At 47.0% G+C, this 18,206-nt stretch carries 14 protein-coding genes; 2 read left to right on the plus strand and 12 right to left on the minus strand.

Annotated elements, in window-relative coordinates:
• Nucleotides 1-31 precede the first annotated feature (31 nt).
• The 8 genes from ABIC22_RS26280 to ABIC22_RS26315 all read right to left on the minus strand — a co-directional run bounded on the left by ABIC22_RS26280 (nucleotide 32) and on the right by ABIC22_RS26315 (nucleotide 9,368).
• Complete coding sequence (locus ABIC22_RS26280; protein ID WP_354484943.1) at nucleotides 32-796, minus strand: SDR family NAD(P)-dependent oxidoreductase; 765 nt, start codon at nucleotides 794-796, stop codon at nucleotides 32-34.
• Between the two features lie 70 nt (nucleotides 797-866).
• On the minus strand, nucleotides 867-2,570 hold the full coding sequence (locus tag ABIC22_RS26285) for a M28 family peptidase (protein ID WP_354484945.1): 1,704 nt from the start codon (nucleotides 2,568-2,570) through the stop codon (nucleotides 867-869).
• A 26-nt stretch (nucleotides 2,571-2,596) separates the two neighbouring features.
• Nucleotides 2,597-3,802 (minus strand): M20 metallopeptidase family protein, encoded by a 1,206-nt coding sequence (locus tag ABIC22_RS26290; RefSeq protein ID WP_354484947.1) that lies wholly within the window; start codon nucleotides 3,800-3,802, stop codon nucleotides 2,597-2,599.
• Between the two features lie 31 nt (nucleotides 3,803-3,833).
• A complete protein-coding gene (locus tag ABIC22_RS26295; protein ID WP_354484949.1) occupies nucleotides 3,834-4,823 on the minus strand; it encodes an ABC transporter ATP-binding protein in 990 nt (329 codons plus the stop codon).
• Nucleotides 4,801-5,817, minus strand: a complete 1,017-nt coding sequence (locus tag ABIC22_RS26300; protein ID WP_354484951.1) for an ABC transporter ATP-binding protein — start codon at nucleotides 5,815-5,817, stop codon at nucleotides 4,801-4,803. Before ABIC22_RS26300 ends, ABIC22_RS26295 begins: the two co-directional genes overlap by 23 nt.
• Nucleotides 5,795-6,637 (minus strand): ABC transporter permease, encoded by an 843-nt coding sequence (locus ABIC22_RS26305; protein ID WP_483312604.1) that lies wholly within the window; start codon nucleotides 6,635-6,637, stop codon nucleotides 5,795-5,797. Before ABIC22_RS26305 ends, ABIC22_RS26300 begins: the two co-directional genes overlap by 23 nt.
• A gap of 99 nt (nucleotides 6,638-6,736) precedes the next feature.
• Nucleotides 6,737-7,687, minus strand: coding sequence for an ABC transporter permease (locus ABIC22_RS26310; RefSeq protein ID WP_354486105.1), 951 nt, complete (start codon nucleotides 7,685-7,687; stop codon nucleotides 6,737-6,739).
• Between the two features lie 76 nt (nucleotides 7,688-7,763).
• A complete protein-coding gene (locus tag ABIC22_RS26315; RefSeq protein ID WP_354484953.1) occupies nucleotides 7,764-9,368 on the minus strand; it encodes an ABC transporter substrate-binding protein in 1,605 nt (534 codons plus the stop codon).
• A 256-nt stretch (nucleotides 9,369-9,624) separates the two neighbouring features.
• On the opposite strand from ABIC22_RS26315, the gene ABIC22_RS26320 reads away from it, so the two are divergent.
• Nucleotides 9,625-11,127 carry a carboxypeptidase M32 gene (locus tag ABIC22_RS26320; protein ID WP_354484955.1) on the plus strand — a complete coding sequence of 501 codons (1,503 nt, stop codon included), beginning with the start codon at nucleotides 9,625-9,627 and terminating at the stop codon, nucleotides 11,125-11,127.
• Between the two features lie 169 nt (nucleotides 11,128-11,296).
• Here the strand turns inward: ABIC22_RS26320 and ABIC22_RS26325 are convergent, their stop codons facing one another.
• Nucleotides 11,297-12,214: an NAD(P)/FAD-dependent oxidoreductase gene (locus ABIC22_RS26325; RefSeq protein ID WP_354484957.1), complete on the minus strand. Its 918-nt coding sequence runs from the start codon at nucleotides 12,212-12,214 to the stop codon at nucleotides 11,297-11,299.
• Between the two features lie 403 nt (nucleotides 12,215-12,617).
• Here ABIC22_RS26325 and cyoE point away from each other — a divergent pair, with 403 nt between their 5' ends.
• Nucleotides 12,618-13,547 carry a heme o synthase gene (cyoE, locus tag ABIC22_RS26330; protein WP_354484959.1) on the plus strand — a complete coding sequence of 310 codons (930 nt, stop codon included), beginning with the start codon at nucleotides 12,618-12,620 and terminating at the stop codon, nucleotides 13,545-13,547.
• A gap of 93 nt (nucleotides 13,548-13,640) precedes the next feature.
• Here the strand turns inward: cyoE and ABIC22_RS26335 are convergent, their stop codons facing one another.
• The 3 genes from ABIC22_RS26335 to ABIC22_RS26345 all read right to left on the minus strand — a co-directional run bounded on the left by ABIC22_RS26335 (nucleotide 13,641) and on the right by ABIC22_RS26345 (nucleotide 18,025).
• Nucleotides 13,641-15,410 (minus strand): ABC transporter ATP-binding protein, encoded by a 1,770-nt coding sequence (locus ABIC22_RS26335; RefSeq protein WP_354484961.1) that lies wholly within the window; start codon nucleotides 15,408-15,410, stop codon nucleotides 13,641-13,643.
• A complete protein-coding gene (locus ABIC22_RS26340) occupies nucleotides 15,407-17,152 on the minus strand; it encodes an ABC transporter ATP-binding protein (protein WP_354484963.1) in 1,746 nt (581 codons plus the stop codon). The genes ABIC22_RS26335 and ABIC22_RS26340 overlap by 4 nt, the downstream gene beginning before the upstream one ends.
• 141 nt (nucleotides 17,153-17,293) lie before the next feature.
• Nucleotides 17,294-18,025 (minus strand): Stf0 family sulfotransferase, encoded by a 732-nt coding sequence (locus ABIC22_RS26345; protein WP_354484965.1) that lies wholly within the window; start codon nucleotides 18,023-18,025, stop codon nucleotides 17,294-17,296.
• Nucleotides 18,026-18,206: the final 181 nt, after the last annotated feature.

Below are 18,206 nucleotides of genomic sequence, written 5' to 3' on the forward strand. Positions count from 1 at the left end.
CAATCAGCAAAGTCACTTTCTATGGAATGAATTATTTCAGCCTGCCGGCTGTTCGTCCACCGTCCACCGTCAGGATACTGCCTGTAATGAATGAAGCCTGTTCGGAAGTCAGATATAAGATGGCTTGCGGCGCATCATCCGGTCCCGATGTCCTGCCCAGTGGTGTAATTTGAATCATGTGCTCCGTATGTTCCTGTGTCATAATACTCACTTCACTGCCGGGTGCATAACCCGGCACAACCGCGTTGACACGAATTCGATATGGCGACAGTTCAAGTGCAAATGTTTTCGTCAGCATCTCGATCCCTACTTTTGAAACCGAATAATTCCCCATTCCAACTCCCGCCGTGGAAGCTGCGCCAGAGCTTATATTGATGAATGAACCTTCCACCCCGTTTGCAATCATCTGATTCGCAAACTGTTGTGTAACCAGAAATGGAGCTGCCAAGTTTAAGTCCATCGTTTCATTCCAATGCTGGAGCGTCATGTTCATTAGTGTACGATAGGGATAGATCCCAGCATTATTAATCACAATATCCGGTGATTTCCATTTCTGTTCAACCGCCTGCACCAAATCATTGATGGAATGCTCATCAACAAGATTCGTCACATGCCACTGAACCTCCACACCCTTTTGAGTCAGCTCATCAACGGCATTACTTAAAGCATCCTCCCGGATATCCGACAAATAAAGACTTGCCCCTTCTGCAGCATACGCTTGAGCAATCCATTTGCCAAAGACACCTGCCGCTCCGGTGATGGCAACCTTTTTCCCAACAAATCTGCGTTCCGGCATGAGGTCACTCCTCTTTTTTTGAATATTCCTTTGTTAATCAGTCGTCATAAAATGAACCAATCTAGTACCGTCATTTTGAAGCGAATCCATGTTCATAATCTTCAAGAAGGCGCACTGCCTGTTTCAACTCGTAACCGATTCGGTTAATCTGTCTTACAAGAGACGTTTTCAACCGAAAAAAAACATCACTCCCTACCTCAGTAACTGCCAATTTCTCGATGCCTGACAGCGCAGGTACCAGTGAATGACTGCCTGCTAGATCATGATCAAATCGGCTGCCTTGAACATAATTTATCGGGACGAGCCCCCGGCTTAAACTAAGTATGATTTGATTTACCTTTTGAACAGACGTTTCGGGCAGAGGACCATTTTCTATTCTTTCATAAAAACGGTCCATAAGTACTTGAAGCAGTTCTACCCTGTCGGTTAATACGGAAAGATCTACCTGACCACGAGCAAGTTCAGTGTAATATGCGATGCGATCCGATAGTGTCTGGACTCCTTGCCTTTGATCAATAGGTATAATCACAGAAGAGGCAGCACGATGGACGGCCGCGACATAAACATGGCAATCACGGACCAAATGTTCTGCGTCAATTTTATCCAACGTATCCTCTGTCGTGTGCCACCACCAGCCGAACCAACCCTCTGGCTGATAAGATAGCCCCATAAATGCGGACGGTAATCCAGCACCCCAAAACGATTGGTCACCAGAACGTGCGAACGGTGAACCCTGGAAGGGCTCCTCCGTTACCGTGCTTATAGCATCCCTACAGAGAGACCGCGTCTCCGCCATCGTATTCGCCAAGCCCAGATTCGTGGCTCCCTTAGCTCCTACGGAGTCAATATTGATATGCAGCACCCCGTTTTCGTGCAAATCTTCCCAGTGCAGATCACTATACAGAGCAGACCCTGCATATCTGCCATGGGAATGACCTGACCAGAAGGCAAACCGAACCGAACGCCGCAGCGAGTCACGATGGAGTGAAAGCACGCGTGCGGTTTCCACCATGACGGCATTGGCTGATCCGTTGTCCATCGCACCATAATGCCAGGAGTCCACATGTCCACTGAAAAGAATGAACGATTCTGGGTCAACAGTTCCCTGTATTTCACCGATCAGCGTGGGAACGGACACCCATTCTGTCCTTACTTCCGTGTGCAGCTTGATACTTGCCTTCTTTTGATCACTAGCGAATATCATCGACTTGATCTGCTCACCATCCGCTTGATTGACAGACAATACCGGAATGGTAGGATATCCGTCTTCATCATCAGCCGCTGGATTCCCCCATATGGAAGAAACAATCATTTCGTGCGTATGCTCACCGCTGTTGATAAAAATGACAGCACTTGCCCCCTGCTGCTGCAGACGGTGGATCACTGGCCAATTGGCCAGTCCGTGCACGATGACAGCATTTGCAGTATCATCATTCGCTACAAGGGACATCTTCATTTTCTCCAAATCCACAAATCTCAGGACCGTGTTCAGCTGTTCCGCCGATGCTGCCATGGAATGTGTAATTGCAGCAAATGGGACGCCTTCGACTTCAAGTTCCGCTCTGATCGGAAGGCTTATGTACGCTTCGTTGAACGTAAGCTCTGTTGTCAAACCAAAACGTTCAAGCTGTTCCCTGATATATTCAAATGCCCGCAGTTCCTCTTCCGACCCTGACAACCGAATGTCTTTCGCGATCTGTTCGTTGTAGGCAATCAAATAGTCACCATTGATCTCCTTAGTTATGGTACTTATCAACGTCTCTTGCTTCAGCACATCCATGCACTCCTCATTCCTTTCCATTAGACTGATTGGGTTAAAAGCCCCGACTTGCTCAAGTAGTGAATAGCGCTTTCTCCAAGAACCGATATGCCCGTTACAATTGCCGCTTCATCAAAAATGATAGAATCGCTGTGAAGAGGTAATTTCGAACGTGGATCCTCTTCCGTAACCGTTCCAAGCCGGAATATCGCGCCAGGTACGTGTTCTAGATAAGCCCCAAAGTCCTCGGCTCCCATGGAAGGTTCCTTCAGAAAAACAACAGATTGCCGCCCTAAGACCGATTCAGCGGCATGTTCAATAACTTCAACAATCTGATCATCGTTAATTACAGGAGATCCACCCCGGTAATACAAAAATTCTGCGGACCCACCGAATCCTTCGGCAATGGTTTCGATAAGCCGCTTCATATACAGCGGTACGGCTTCACGTGTATCCGGATGATGTGTACGGATTGTGCCCCTTAGCTGGACTTCACCCGCAATAACGTTATAAGCTTGACTGTTGCTTTGCAGCTTCGTAATGGATATGACAGAAGAATCCAGTGGCGACAGGTTTCGGGATACGACCGTTTGTAACGCGGTAATAATCTGCGCTGCGATGATCACTGGATCGACGGTTCGATGCGGATAAGCCGCATGACCGCCTTTTCCTGTTACCCGAATATCAAAAGCATCTGCCGCAGCGAGCATGGCTCCTTTCCTCAATCCGATCTGGCCTGCTGGCAGATCCGGCCATACATGAAGGGCAATGATTGCGTCCACATTCGGATTATGCAGTACTCCTTCTTCTATGAGATCTGTAGCACCGCCGCGCACTTCTTCTGCAGGCTGAAAAATAAACTTCACCGTCCCCTCAAGCTCATCCCTGTGCTCGCTTAGCGCAGCTGCCGTCCCCAGAAGAATCGCGGTGTGCACATCATGCCCGCAAGCGTGCATTACGCCTTCGCGAACGCTGGCATAAGGCAGTCCTGTCTTCTCTTCAATCGGAAGGGCGTCCATATCGGCGCGAATGCCAATGGTCCTGCCTTCCTTTCTGCCTTTTAGAAGTCCAACAACGCCAGTTCCCCCAACCCCTGTCTGGACTTCGAGTCCTGCTTCCTGCAGGAATTCAGCTACAAGCTTCGCGGTTTCGAATTCCTGATGGCCAAGTTCAGGATTTTCATGAATTTGACGTCGAAGCCGAATGGCTTCATCCTTCCACTTTTCAGCTGTACTACGAAAACTCATGATTTCGTCCTCCTTATTAATCTGGTCACTATTAATCGTTATATAAGTGGCACTGCACTTCCCGGTCTGGAGTGACAAGTCGCTTCAGGGGAATGACCTGTCGACATTTCTCCATCACATATGGGCAGCGGGTATGAAAGACACATCCTGGCGGAGGGGCAAGCGGAGAAGGAATTTCGCCGCTCAATACAACTCTTTCCCTTTTCACGCGAGGATCCGGAATAGGGACAGCAGACAACAGTGACTTGGTATACGGGTGCAGCGGATCGGTGAACAGCGTTTCCGCAGGGCCCTGCTCAACCATTTCACCCAAATACATCACGCCGATTCGGTCTGCAATATGACGTACAACGCTGAGATCATGCGCGATGAACAAGTATGAAATACCAAGTTCCTCCTGTACCTCTTCCAGCAGATTGATTACCTGGGATTGAATCGATACGTCCAGCGCGGATACCGGCTCATCGCAAATAATCAATTTAGGCCCGAGCGCGAGCGCCTTGGCTATACCCAGACGCTGACGTTGACCGCCTGAAAATTCGTGAGGAAACCGCTCATAGTGCTCTTCGTTAAATCCCACCTTGCGCAATAAAGACATTGCCTTGTCTTTTCGATCCTGCTTGTTCCCCTTCTTGTGTATGAGGAGCGGTTCTTCTATGGAATATCCGATTCGTTTACGAGGGTCCAAAGAGGTGTAAGGATCCTGAAAAACCATTTGCATATGCTGCCTGTAGCTTCGCAAATCTTTCTTGCTTAATGCCAAAATGTCCGTTCCTTCATAGATTGCTTCCCCGGACGTTGGCTCGACAAGCCTTAAAATGGAACGACCAAGTGTGCTTTTGCCACAACCGGACTCCCCTACCAGGCCAAACGTTTGGCCTGAGTGAATGTCAAAGGACACACCATTTACGGCTTTGACTTGTCCCGTGGTTCTGCCAAAAGAAGATCGGACGGGGAAATGCTTGTTCAAATTGTTGACCTGCAGCAGAGGCTTCGACTCAACCAATGATTTCGAGTTCATGCGTTTCCTCCTGAATCGTTGCTATTCCCGGGTACCAACAGCGAACGGAATGCTTATCGTCCATCCGTCTCAACGGAGGCGCGGATCGCTGACATTGTTCATCCGCGAAGGCGCATCTTGGCGCAAATCTACAGCCCGCTGGAATCTGATGCAGCCCAGGTACCGTGCCCTCGATGACATGGAGCTTGCTGTGTTGTTCGCCGTCAAGGCGTGGAATGGATTTCATTAGACCTGACGTATACGGATGGAGAGGTTCGAAAAATAAATCGTCCACGGCTGCTTCCTCCACGACCTGTCCAAGATACATCACCGCAACTCTTGAGCATGTTTCGGCCACTACGCCCAGGTCATGCGTAATCAGGATAACGCCAAGGCCTGTCTCCGACTGCAAACTGCTAATTAACTCCAGAATTTGGGCCTGTATCGTTACGTCCAGCGCAGTGGTCGGTTCGTCAGCGATAAGCAGCTTGGGGTTGCAGGCAAGAGCCATCGCAATCATGACACGCTGGCGCATCCCCCCTGAGATTTCATGCGGATGTTCATCCACTCTCTTCTCCGGAGAGGGTATTCCCGTCATTCGCAGCAAATCAACCGCTGCCTTGCGTGCCTGCTTTCCTTTCATCCCTTGATGAAGCTTCAGGCTCTCCGCGATTTGTTTGCCGATCGTCTGTACAGGATTGAGGGAAGACATCGGATCTTGAAAAATCATGGAGAGATCATTGCCACGAATCTGCTCCATTTGCCTTTTGGACAGGCTTAGAAGGTTGCTTCCTTCATAGAGAACTTCGCCTTCGTAAGTGACGAAATCTTCATCAAACAGTCGGAGAATGGATTCGGCTGTAACGCTCTTACCGCAACCGGACTCTCCCACAATGCCCAGCGTTTCGCCGGCAAGAACGTGAAAGGATACACCATCAACCGGGCGAATCGTTCCTTTTTCCGTTGAGATGGATACTTTCAGGTCCTTGACCTCAAGCAGCGGTTTTTTTTCCACGTTGTCTCCCCCTTTTTACCGGACTAACATGCGGATCGAGCAAGTCCCGAAGTCCATCACCGAAGAGATTGAGCCCAAGTACAACAAGTACAAGGAATATGCCGGGAAAGACGGTCATCCACCAAGCGTTATAGATCACGGTTTTTCCATCAAAAAGCATGTTACCCAGACTTGGTGAAGGGGAGGGTATACCTGCACCAAGGAAGCTTAACGAAGCCTCGGTTAGGATAGAGACCGCAAAAATAAATGTCGACTGGATAATAAGCGGTGATAGCGTATTAGGTGCCATGTGAATCCAGATGATCCTCCAGCCGCTAGCGCCCTGCGCATGTAAAGCTTCGATGTAAGTCAGCTCCCGAATGACAAGTGCTTTGGAGCGAATAATTCGAGCCATTGACGGAATGAAGATAATACTCAAGGCGATAATGACATTGCCCGGATTCGGACCCAGTGCAGCCATGATCGAGATAGCAAGCAATATGGATGGAAATGCAAACAAGCCATCACAGATGCGCATGAAAATATGATCCAATACGGAATAACTTGCGGATAACAGGCCGACAATCATGCCTATGAATGAAGCTATTGCGGTCACAGCGAAACCCACAGCAACGGAAATACGCAATCCATGAACTGCTCGTGTGAACACATCCCGGCCAAAGTTATCGGTCCCAAAAACATGCTGCCAGCTCGGTCCTTTCAGGCGATTTACCGGGTCAATCTGTAACGGACCGTATGGCGTAACAATAGGTCCGATCAGCACCAGGAGAAGAACTACCAGCAGAATGAACGCTCCCGTAGTTAATAATTGATTGTTCATGAAACGCCTGATTCTAATTCGCCGATTGTTTTCCCTTTGAAGCGTTGACGGTACAATGGTGGCTTCCGGATTGGTTATCACGTTGTCTCCACCTCCTGTTTATTTCTTGTTTAGCCGAACTCTCGGATCGACCAAGCCATATAACAAATCCACGATTAAATTGACGAACACATAGGCCACCGTAACCAAAAGAACCGAGCCTTGAATGACCGCATAATCCCTGCGGCTGATGGAGTTCACAATGAGCTGTCCTACGCCTGGAATGTTGAAGAGCGTCTCGATGACAGCAGCGCCGGTAACCAGTCCTCCGAACGATTCACCGATCACTGTCAGGATGGGAATAAAGGCAACACGAAGCGCATGGGTATACACGATCGTTTTTTCTTTGACCCCTTTTGCCTTGGCTGTTTTAATAAAATTGCCTGACATTACGTCAAGAATGGACGATCTGGTCATCCGAGTAATTAGCGCAGCCTGGATAATGCCCAGCACGATGCCAGGCAGCAGCAGATATTTGATATGCTGCCACAAGCCGTCGCTTAACGGCTGATAACCCGCAACGGGAAGCCATCTAAGTTTGACACTAAAGAGCATGACGAGCAGTGATCCCAGCAGAAAACTCGGAATGGAGATGCCCAGCATGGAAAAACCCATTACCGATTGGTCCACAATTGTACCTCTTCGCTTGACCGCAGTAATTCCAAGAATCAGCGCCACAGAAACGCCTATCACCTGTGCAATGATTGCGAGCGATAATGTGGGTGCCAAACGTTCCAAAAAAGCAGCCGTAACCGGTTTGTCGAGAAAGATGGATTCTCCCAAGTTCCCGGACAGCAGTCCGAGCATCCAAACGCCAAATTGTTCATAAATGGGTTTGTCCAACCCCAACTTGCTTCTTAACTCATCGATATCCGCTTTCGTGGCCTCTTCACCCAATAAAATGGCTGCGGGATCACCCGGTGTAATATGAATGATGGAAAAGACAACAACTGCCACCACGAACAAAACTGGTATCAATGACAATATCCGACGAACAATGTATCCACCCATGCGGGTCACCTCGCTCTCCTGCTCGAAAATGGGAAAGGCGTATTCCTGTGTAAGCGATGCTACGCCTTCCAATCCGCTATTCCTTGTTATTGGTTGTATTCCAGAATATCGGACCCAAAATATTTTGGAATCCGCTGATGTTTTTGGATAATGCCGTCACTTGTTTCGTATGTCCGATTTGGGAGAACGGAACTTCGGTCCAAACCAATTGCTGCAGTTCATCGATCAGTGGTCTGGCATCTTCTACAGAGGCTGACGTGCGGATCCCCTGAAGCAGCTCGCTAAGTTTCTCATTTTTAAGCAATCCAGGTCCGCCCCCCCAGAACGAATACTGGTAGAATGTTGGACGGAATGCATAGCTCATCGGGTATATATCCCATCCTGTACCTGTCCCGAGCTTTTCTTGAAGTGTCGGCCAGTCATACACATCCAGCTTGACCTTCACCCCGATCGACTCTAACTCCTGCTGCAGAACAACTGCTACGTTATATTGATCAACGTAATCACGTGTTGTAAAAATCTTGATCTCTTCACCGTTATAGCCTGCTTCCTGCAGCAATTGTTTCGCTTTCTCCGCGTTAGCCTGGCTGTAATGCTCCTTGCCCGCTTCCGAGTACCAGTTTGGATATTCCGGCAGTACCATTGAAGAGGTTTTTACATAAAATTGTGGATCGCGGAATGCCGAGGTTAGAATGTCATCCGCATTCTGTACGGCATTAACAGCCTGACGAAGCTTAATGTTCTTAAACAAACCTTCATTGCTGTTATAGAAATAACCAATCATTCCGCCTGGACTTAGAAACGTCTGCAGGTCCGGGTTACTGGCAATTTGCTGTTCGTTGTCTACAGAGATATTTAGGGCAATGTCATACTCTCCTGAAGTGATTCCCGCCAGTCTGGTTGATTCGTCCGTCACGAAGCGGAAATAGAGATCATCCACAAGAGCTTCCTTTTTGCCGCCCGCACCGTCACTTGGTTCTGTACGTGCAGTGTAATCGTCGAATTTTTTCAAATGAATGTACTGATCCTGCTTCCATTCCTCCAGCTGAAAAGGCCCCGTACCAATAAAGGAAGTGATTCCCTTGTCATCCGCTCCATCTACCACTTCCTTCGGATATATAGCTGCTGCCGGTATCGGATCAGCAAGAAGTTGCAGTGTTAGAAGAAATGGAGTTTTTAACTGCAATACGACGGTGTAGGGATCTATTTCCTTGGCCACTGCTCCCACAAAGTTCGCCTTGCCATGACTGGATAATTTAATCCACCGGTTCAAGGAGGCTACCACGTCCTCTGCCTGCAGTTCTTTTCCATTGTGGAACTTCACACCTTGGCGCAAATGAAATGTATAAGATAGTTGATCCTCACTGATCTCATACGACTCAGCCAGAAGCGGGATGACCTGTGCATCTTTGTCCAACGTTACCAGCTGCTCATAAATTTCCCGTGAGATATCCTTGACTGCTGTATTGGAAGAAACGTGAGCATCCAGGGTAACCGGTTGTGTCGGATAGCCGACATTTAATGTCCCCCCTGTCTTGACACTCTCTCCTGTTTGAGTTGACTGACTTCCCCCGGCTGACGAAGCCCCTTGTTTGCCTTCACTCTGTCCACCGGATGCGCAACCAGTCAGAATTATGAAAGCCAGGATAACAAATAAAGCGGGTTTGATATGGTTTTTCATTTTGTGGCTCCTCTCGCTCTCATGCAAAATGTTGATCCGATTTCACTCACAAAATGATATGCAAGTGTTCATGTCGGATTAGTGATATTTGGTGTTTTCAGGCTAAGGGAAAGAACGATTTTTGTAAAATAAGCAAATTTAAAGTGTTCATTCATTTTTTGTAAACTATGAAAAACGCGTGAAAGTATATACATCCGATTATTCCGATGCTAATATACTGCTTAAATTACATCCTTATTTTGGAAGGGGTAGCAGAATGACCACGTTAAACCGTTTAGACACCAAGCTGGTGGAGCATATCGAGAAAATAGAACATTATAAACAGATCCAAACCCTGCTTGCCTGGGATGCCCGCACAGGTGCACCCCAAAAAGGAGCTGCACTTGCAGCTCGCGCCAAAGCTACTTTAGCCGGGGAACTGTTTAGATTACAGACAGATCCTGATTTTGGATTACGATTGGAACAAGAAGGATATCAAGAGAATCTGGATGAATTAAGCAAACGAGTCATCAAAGAGCATTGGAGAACCTTTCATCGATGGAGTTCCATTCCAGGCGAGGAATATCAGGCGTTTGTACAGTATCAGGGACTTGCTAACGCAGCTTGGTTAGAGGCAAGAGCTGCCAATGATTTCTCCATATTTGCGCCTCATTTGAAACGAGTCTTTGATTTGAGTTTAAAATTTGCGACATACTGGGGGTACGAGCAGCATGCATATGACCCGCTGGTTCAGCAATTCGATCCCGATCTCGATACCGCAACCTTAAACCGCATTTTCGGCGAATTAAAATCCGCACTGTTACCACTGATCAAACGTGTCACTTCTTCCCCAAAACAACCGGATAGTTCAATTTTCACTCGGCCATTCCCTCTGGATCAGCAGAAGCAGCTGGGGATTGAACTTCTCAAAGCCATTCGTTACGATTTTGATGCCGGACAGTTTGGTTCCACGGTTCATCCTTTCAGTTCGGCCATTAATCCTCACGATGCCAGACTTGCAGCCAAGTTTGTGGATAATGACGTGCGTGTCTCACTATGGAGTGCTTTGCATGAAGGTGGACATTCTCTATACACGCAGCATATTAATCCCAAGCTGATCCACACTGGCCTTGGCATTTTCACTTCATACGGCATTCACGAATCCCAATCGATTTTTTATGAAAAATTCATCGGTCGCCACAAAGGATTCTGGCAAAAAAACTATCCCACTTTACAACGAATTCAACCTGAGACGTTTGGGCACGTGAACCTGGATGACTTTTATTTTGCCTTGAATGCAGTTAAGCCGACATTTAACCGTTTTGAATCCGATGAACTAACATACAATTTACATCTGATTATTCGTTATGAAATTGAACAGGCCATCATTGCAGGAGAAGTGGACTACGAAGACTTACCTGAAGCATGGAATGATAAATACGAGGAATACCTGGGAATCCGGCCACCTACCCACCTGGACGGCATTCTGCAGGATGGACATTGGAGCGCGGGCTTTGGTCTGTTTCCTTCCTATACACTCGGATTTGTATATGCAGCCCAGTTACATGAATCGATACGCCGCGATCATCCCGAATACGATCAATGGATTGAAACGGATAATATTGAATCCATAACCGGTTGGTTGACCAAACATGTTCATCAATATGGCAAATCACGGTCAGCGAATGAGCTGATCCAAGCCATCACAGGCAATGAAATTGACTCTGCACCGCTGATTCGGTACTTGACGGATAAGTACGAGCACCTATATGATCTGTAAATTTATGATTTCTAAAATTGGAATATAAACAGCAGTAACCCCAAGGTTAGTCCTTGGGGTTACTGCCACTCGTAAGTTAAATCAACTCAGGTTGAATGGACCTCGCTGCACAGACTCGTTTATGATTTCATCATACCGTTTACCTGCCCAAACGTATCAACTATCGAATTTATACATTTCCTGAATTATCCCAGGCCTCAGCGTTCAGCTCACTATTAATACTAACGGCCGCGAGCGCGCCCAACGAAGCTGCAGTGATTGCCTGATATATTTCCGATGCTGCATCTCCCGAACTGAAGACACCCGGTACAGACGTTTTGGCCAACTCATCTACCTTAATTGTCCCTGACTCCGTTACCTCACACCCCAGTGTCTGAGCCAGGTGCGAACCGATGACAAGCTTGGGTGCGAAGAAAATGCCTGTACACTCCACGGTATTTCCGTCCTCGAGCACAATCTGCCTAACCATTCCTTCCTCTGATTCAATGGATTGGATCGGCGTGTCCAATACAGACACCTGATGCTGCTTCAACTCCTCCCGCTGTTCCTCCGTCATTCCAGTTCCGTTCGTTAGTATGGTGAATCGGTTCGTCCAACCCGATATGACTTTGGCCATGTGTACGGCTTTATCCCCACTCACAATGATGCCAAGGGGTTGATCCCTCAACTCCCAGCCATCACAGTATGGGCATACAAAGGCACTCTTGCCATATACCGCGGACAATCCGGCAATGTCGAGAGGCTGGTCTTTTTTTCCGACTGCAAAAAGAAGCTTTCGGCCTCTTACGATCGTTCCTTCTACCGTTGTTACTTCAAATGAACCTTCCGTTCCTGTGACCGCAGCGGCTGTGCCCTCCATGATATGTACAGAAGGATAGGCGCGGATCTGCTCTTTGGCAATTTGGCGGAATTCACTAGGTGTTGCCCCGTCTCTTGTCAAGAAACCATGAGTTTCACGAGTTACCATATTACGAGGTCGTCCTTCATCAATAACAACAACCTCTTTTCTGGCTCTTCCGAGGACCAGTGCAGCATTCAGACCGGATGGTCCCCCGCCTATGATAATCACATCTACTGTTTTATTCATTTTAAACACCCTTTCCAGATACTTAAAGTCCTTAATTGATCCAAAAAAAGATTCTCTTCTTCACAGCCTATGGATTAAAACAGTAAACCCTGACAATAACAACCAGATAGGCTATAATAAAGAGAATGAAATTAAAATCAATTAAAGACCTTTGATATCTACAATAGACCCTTAATTTCAAAAATGCAAGTATAATTTTCTCACTTATTATGATATCTTTGTTTTTTTCATGAATTCTGTAGCACAGAAATTCAATTTTAACAATTAAAAAAAACCTTGTTTTTAAATTGTTCACAATCAATTGACAGTATTTTTAAACAAAAACGTGTTTTAATTCACATAGTAAACTAAATGCTATAATAAGGGCACGAGATATATAAGTATAGATATAGGAAGTGAGCATTTGAAAACACTGAATAAGGGGTCTCAACCCAAAATTGAACTAGAGTATAGCTCCATTCCGAAAGTATTCTTTGATACGATTAAAGTCGGAATCATCAAGTCCAATCTGATCGCCATGCTTGCCGGTTTGTGTCTGGCATTGTATGTATTTGATGCCTCATTCATAGCCAACATTGTGCCGATCATACTGTCCGTCATCGGCTCCTCCCTGATCATCGGGGCTGCTGGTGTGTTCAACAACTTGTACGACCGGGATATTGACGCGATTATGGAACGTACAAGAACACGTCCTACCGTTACGGGTCAAGTTGATACCAAGTCCGGACTGATTCTGGGGATCACGATTACGGTGGTCGGGGGCATTCTACTGTATATTGCTTCACCTTCAGCAGCCGTATTTGGTATCCTGGGATTGTTGCTTTATGTCTTCCCATATACCATGTGGACCAAACGTACAACAATATACAATACGGAAGTAGGCAGCTTGTCCGGTGCCGTTCCACCACTGATTGGTTGGGCAGCAATCTCACCGGAACTTGGACATTTTGAAATCTGGGCTTTAGTTGTTACCATGCTCTTGTGGCAAATGCCTCACTTCTACGGTATTGCCATCCGCAGATTTGACGAATATAAGGCAGCTGGTGTCCCAATGCTTCCTGTTGTCAAAGGAATCAGACGTACGTATATTCAAACGAATGTGTATCTGGTATTGTTATTGCTTTCCAGCTTTTTATTCTGGCCGCTTAGCCCGTTAGTGGCGATTGTTGCTTTCTTGGTCAGCTTGGCATGGCTCATTCTTAGCATGGCAACATTTGATCGTAACCAAACCAAGAAATGGTCACATAAAATGTTCATTTTCTCCATCAATCACATTACGATTGTATTCTTGGTGATCATCGCTTATTCCCTGATTGCACAGCTGCTCAGATAAAGAATTGCAGCAATCTTGAATACAAACAAGCCGTACAGACAAACTCTTGCAAAGAGTTAACTGTACGGCTTTTTATATGTTGTTAATCTAATCTTATCCCACTTTCACAGGCGCTTGTTCTCCCTGCCAGAGCAATTGCATTTCTTCACTGGTCGCAAGCAGCTCGCTCAAGCTTCCTTCGGCTTCAATACGGCCATCTTTTAATACGATAATATGATCTGCCTTGGAGAGTGCTGCTCGCCGGTGTGAAACGGCAATACATGTCACATGCTGCTCGTTGGATAACCCCTCCCACACCTGCTTCTCTGTCTCCACATCCAAGGCACTCGATAGATCATCGAAGATGTAGAGATCCGCTTCAGTCATTAGCATCCGTGCCGTGGCTGCACGCTGAATCTGTCCACCTGACAGCATAACCCCCCTTGGACCAACGGAGGTTTCCAATCCTTGATCGAGGTGTTCAATATCCTTTTTCATTACAGCCAGGCGAATGGCACGTGTGAGCGATTCACTTACTCTGCCCTTTTTGCCTTGCACAATATTCTCCTTCAATGTATCACTGAACAATCGAGGGACCTGGGGCGTGTAAGCCGCACGAGGAGGCATCAAGAATGTTGCTGGATCTACCTCTTCCCCGTTCCACCGAATACGCCCTTCCTGTTTTGGCAATAATCCAAGGAGCGTCCTCACCAGTGTAGATTTTCCCGATCCGATTCGTCCGGTAATCACAATAAATTGTCCACGTTTCAGTCGGAGGTTAATATTCTGAATTCCTTTTGAAGAATTAGGATAATGGTATGTCAGATTGCTGACTTCCAGCTCCCTAAGTTTATCGTTCTTTTCTCTCTGCTGTTCAACCGGTTCTGGCGGATCCTCATACAGATAGATCTCTCTTGATTCGATGATGCAATCCTCTTCACCAGGACGAAACAGCTTGCGCATGCGGTCAAAGGAAACCTTCAGTCGTTTATGCTGAAATACCATGTACCCGAATAAGGAAATGCTAAAGCCTATGTTCGCAAGATACGAGGTAAACAAGGCAAAGTCACCTACAGTGAATTGTCCGGTTCTCATTTCAGCTGCACACATCAGCAGGATTAATCCTGTACATATGCTGAGCACATGTTGATTCAGGGATCTCATCCACTGTTTGAACAGATTATCCCTTAGGGCTGCTTGACGACGATCCTCATTAAGTTGATTGAACCGGGCTGAAACATGCTGCTCGGCCTGCCCCAGTTTCAAAGCCTGCACTGCGCCAAACGTTTCCGCTATAAAACTTGTAATCCGCCCTGTCGCTTCCCGATTGGTCTGGGCATATTTACGTGCGCGATTGCCTGACAGATTGTTCAGCAGCGTAACGACAAGTAATGGCATGACGGCGACCAGTGTGATTTTCCAGTTGATATTTGCCATAATGACGATGGATACAATTGCAAACACGAGCCTTCCCCAGAAGTCTACCCAGGACTCAGCATACTCGACAACTTCGTCCACATCATCACGAAAGCGACTCATCGCTTCTCCAGGTGAAGCGGGAAGATTACGTCCAGGCCAGCGCATAATGCCTGCCAGCATATTGGTACGAAGAATGGCCTGAATGTGAAAGACATATGTAATCCACGCATAGAAAGCGGCAAAGAACGTGCCTACTCTGGCTACTCTTACTAGCGCAATGAATATTAGCGGAACAGCCAGCCATAAGTAATCACTGGAGCCAATCGTTACCCGGTCAAAAAACCACTGCATCCCAATACCAATAGCTAATGGCAAGGAATGAAACAAGCACCACAACAAACCGTTAATGATGAATAATACCGTTCTAAATCGAAACAGCCGTCCAATAAATCCTGCCACATTCATGCAAGTTCCTCCTCTCTGCCCGTCATTCGCAGCCGTGCATAATGAGAATTCGGATTGTTCGCCAGGTCTTCCCTCGCACCGAATTCCAATATCCGGCCATCCCCCAATACCATAATCTGATCTACCTGTTCAAGCGTAGCCAGACGATGAGCAATAATAATTCCCGTACATTGCTGCATCAACTGGTTGACAGCCGACTGGAGCAAGTGTTCCGTAGCCGCATCCAGACGTGAGGAGGGTTCATCCAGAATGACCAAACTCGGCTCGGTCAGAAACACCCGGGTTAAAGCAAATAATTGCGCTTCCCCAGCGGACAAGGATGAACCACCCGCTGTCAAATGGGTATCCAGCCCATTTGGCTGGGTATCAATCCATTGACGCAGACCCAGTCGATCCGTCGTTTCCAGGATCATGTCATCGGGTACCTCCTGATTGAACAGTGTCAGGTTATCCCGAAGTGTACCATCGAACAGCTGAACATCCTGTGTAACCATGCCCACCCGTCTGTACAGTGCCTTCAAGCTGAGCTTGGAAATATCCATACCACCAACGCGGATAACCCCCTGGTCCAGATTATATAAACGAAGCAGCACCCGGCTCAGGCTAGACTTTCCACTGCCTGTTCGACCAATAATTCCAAGCCTCTGACCAGGCTCAATCTTAAAATGAATATCCTGTAACACAGGCTTATCAGTGTTATAGCTGAAGTGTACATGATCAAATTCAAGACCAAGCGCTCCATTCGGAAGCTGTTCCTGGTCTCCGTCTTTGATTTCACTGCTCAGAGCCAGCAGTTCCCTGGAACGAAGCATGCCGGATTTCGCTTTTTGAAACTCCTGCACCTGATCCCCCAGCATCTCAATCGGATCATTCAGCATCTGGGTATATTGATAGATCAGAAACAAGGTTCCGATGCTAATCGCCCCTTGCATAAAATAATGAACGCCCAACAAGAGAACCACTGTAACAGCAATGGCGAATAAAATGACGGTGGTATTCCACGGAATTACGCGGAGCATCCAGGCTCTCCGTCCTTTCAGGAATACCGTGCGCATTAATTTGTAGAAACGGCTCATGACATACGGCACGTGCCCGTTCGCCTGTACATCTTCAATTCCGGCAATCCGTTCTTCGATCATGCCGAACAGGGATGCACTTGCTTCTCGCTCATTTTTGGAGGATTGTACGCCCAAATTACGGATAAATACCATAAATAAAATCGATAATAACGTAAACACGGTCATGACGATTGCAATAGGTACATTCACCGTGAACATAAATCCGAGTATGCCGGCAAGCAATACAAAACTCCCGATAACCTGAACAATAAACATGGCGAAAAAGTTGGAAATGCTCGTTACATCTCCATCGACACGTTCAATCATCTCCCCGGGTGTTTTTACATTGTGAAAACGCATATCCAGCTGCAGACAATGTTTAAGCAGATCTCCCCGCAGCTGATTGGTTGCACGCCAAGACACATCATTGCCAAAATAACTGACTGCCACCGTAATCAACTGATTACATACAGCTACGACCAGAAAGAGGCCAGCGAGCTGAATCAGATTTGTGAGCATTCCACCGCTAGCGGCTGTATCAATAAACCGCTGGATGATCTGCGGATTCAGCAGCTGCAAGCCGGTAGAAGTCAGCAGCATTACCACCAGCAGTGCGAGTCGCCCTTTTACAGGCTTCAGATAACGGAAGAGCCAGGTCATGGATCTTTTTTCTTGTTTGGGCATGCTGCCCACCCCTTTACGTCTATTTAAATTCCTTTTCCATGAACTTCATTATGCCTTTCATGTCGTATAGCTAAGACGAATCATGCAGAACATCATGAAATACCATCTCTTGCACCCAAACATCATATTTGACTTGTGGTTTTACCATCTTGTATTCTCCCAACCCTTCTGGCAATCTTCCCGGAACCTTTGTACCCATTGTTCGGATATCTCATCTGCGATAGGGTCAAAAGCCGGGGGCGCAACGGTAACGTCAGCAGACGAAACATCCAAGTACTCCAGTACCTTCCGGACGGTCCCCTCGTAATTTTGTACGAAATCCTCGTATACAATCGTCAAAGGGACGATGCCCGACTCCGAAAGGAAATCTTCGATGGCAGCTTCACACATACTGCTCTCAACAAGCAAATGTTTAATGGCATCAAAACGGTATTGATCTGCAATATCTTTCTCTTCAGCCTGAGCACCATGCTGACGATGCCACTCACCTGAAACAATGGCCCGCCACCAGGAGACAGCCAACCTCACTTTGTTTCGGCGTGTCATGTAAATATGCTTCGTGCAGTTGGGGAAACCTGTACTCCATACTTCCGCCCTCAGCGTTTCGGATGGCAGCTGATACAGTTGGCGAATGGCATCGATCCAACGCTGTTCAAAATTAATTTTGATGCCAAATACCCCATTAGGTGTTGTACCCATCTCCCAGATTTGCTCCAGATCTGCACGCTTCAATGTTTCCGGACTCTTCTGCTGGAAATGCAGCCATTCACCAGGTTTACCTGCAACGCCTGTTGAACCTAAAGCTTCACCAAGCAGTGTACTGCCTGTGCGTTGGGAAAACCAAATCGTATAGCTTTGAGAAGGTTTATTCATTCCTTTACCAACTTTCTTCCCTTAGGATATAAAATGAATTGAAGCCCAGACCTACAAGATCTCCTTTCCATGTGAACCGATTGGTGGGATGCATGCAAAAAAGCCATAGATGAACTAATGTTCATCTACAGCTTTGTATCAACAAGAGAAACATATGAAATCAAAATCGTTTCCGGATTTC

Source organism: Paenibacillus sp. PvP094 (assembly GCF_040546835.1).
Taxonomy (GTDB): domain Bacteria; phylum Bacillota; class Bacilli; order Paenibacillales; family Paenibacillaceae; genus Paenibacillus; species Paenibacillus illinoisensis.

What these genes read in the sequence shown, in the direction of transcription:
- ABIC22_RS26345 (WP_354484965.1), bottom strand. Translation starts at nt 18,025, where the DNA reads ATGAATAAACCTTCTCAAAGCTATACGATTTGGTTTTCCCAACGCACA.
- ABIC22_RS26305 (WP_483312604.1), bottom strand. Translation starts at nt 6,637, where the DNA reads ATGAACAATCAATTATTAACTACGGGAGCGTTCATTCTGCTGGTAGTT.
- ABIC22_RS26315 (WP_354484953.1), bottom strand. Translation starts at nt 9,368, where the DNA reads ATGAAAAACCATATCAAACCCGCTTTATTTGTTATCCTGGCTTTCATA.
- ABIC22_RS26340 (WP_354484963.1), bottom strand. Translation starts at nt 17,152, where the DNA reads ATGCCCAAACAAGAAAAAAGATCCATGACCTGGCTCTTCCGTTATCTG.
- ABIC22_RS26325 (WP_354484957.1), bottom strand. Translation starts at nt 12,214, where the DNA reads ATGAATAAAACAGTAGATGTGATTATCATAGGCGGGGGACCATCCGGT.
- ABIC22_RS26280 (WP_354484943.1), bottom strand. Translation starts at nt 796, where the DNA reads ATGCCGGAACGCAGATTTGTTGGGAAAAAGGTTGCCATCACCGGAGCG.
- ABIC22_RS26335 (WP_354484961.1), bottom strand. Translation starts at nt 15,410, where the DNA reads ATGAATGTGGCAGGATTTATTGGACGGCTGTTTCGATTTAGAACGGTA.
- ABIC22_RS26320 (WP_354484955.1), top strand. Translation starts at nt 9,625, where the DNA reads ATGACCACGTTAAACCGTTTAGACACCAAGCTGGTGGAGCATATCGAG.
- ABIC22_RS26290 (WP_354484947.1), bottom strand. Translation starts at nt 3,802, where the DNA reads ATGAGTTTTCGTAGTACAGCTGAAAAGTGGAAGGATGAAGCCATTCGG.
- ABIC22_RS26310 (WP_354486105.1), bottom strand. Translation starts at nt 7,687, where the DNA reads ATGGGTGGATACATTGTTCGTCGGATATTGTCATTGATACCAGTTTTG.
- ABIC22_RS26295 (WP_354484949.1), bottom strand. Translation starts at nt 4,823, where the DNA reads ATGAACTCGAAATCATTGGTTGAGTCGAAGCCTCTGCTGCAGGTCAAC.